Below are 206 nucleotides of genomic sequence, written 5' to 3'. Positions count from 1 at the left end.
ACAAACAGTAATTCGGTAATTTCTTTAACTCTTGGTATTCTTTCAATCCTAATACCATTTGTCGGTTTAATTCTTGGTGGTATAGGAGTTGTAGTTTCAAGAAAAGCGGCAAAAGAACTTGTAATAACAAATCAAGGGGGCAGTGGATTAGCAACTTCTGGTTTAATTTGTAGCGTAGTGGGAATTACGATTCAAATCTTTGCAGT

Annotated in this window: 1 protein-coding gene; it reads left to right on the top strand. The window is 35.4% G+C overall.

Annotated elements, in window-relative coordinates; genetic code table 11:
* Positions 1 to 206: DUF4190 domain-containing protein (locus PGC35_RS22225; protein WP_375220736.1), on the top strand; the 206-nt coding region annotated here is incomplete at both ends.

Origin of the sequence: Psychrobacillus sp. PGGUH221 (genome assembly GCF_042055255.1) — a bacterium.
In the GTDB taxonomy this organism is placed as follows: domain Bacteria; phylum Bacillota; class Bacilli; order Bacillales_A; family Planococcaceae; genus Psychrobacillus.
Note: the sequence above shows the minus strand (reverse complement) of the source record. Positions and strands in the feature narration are given on the sequence as shown.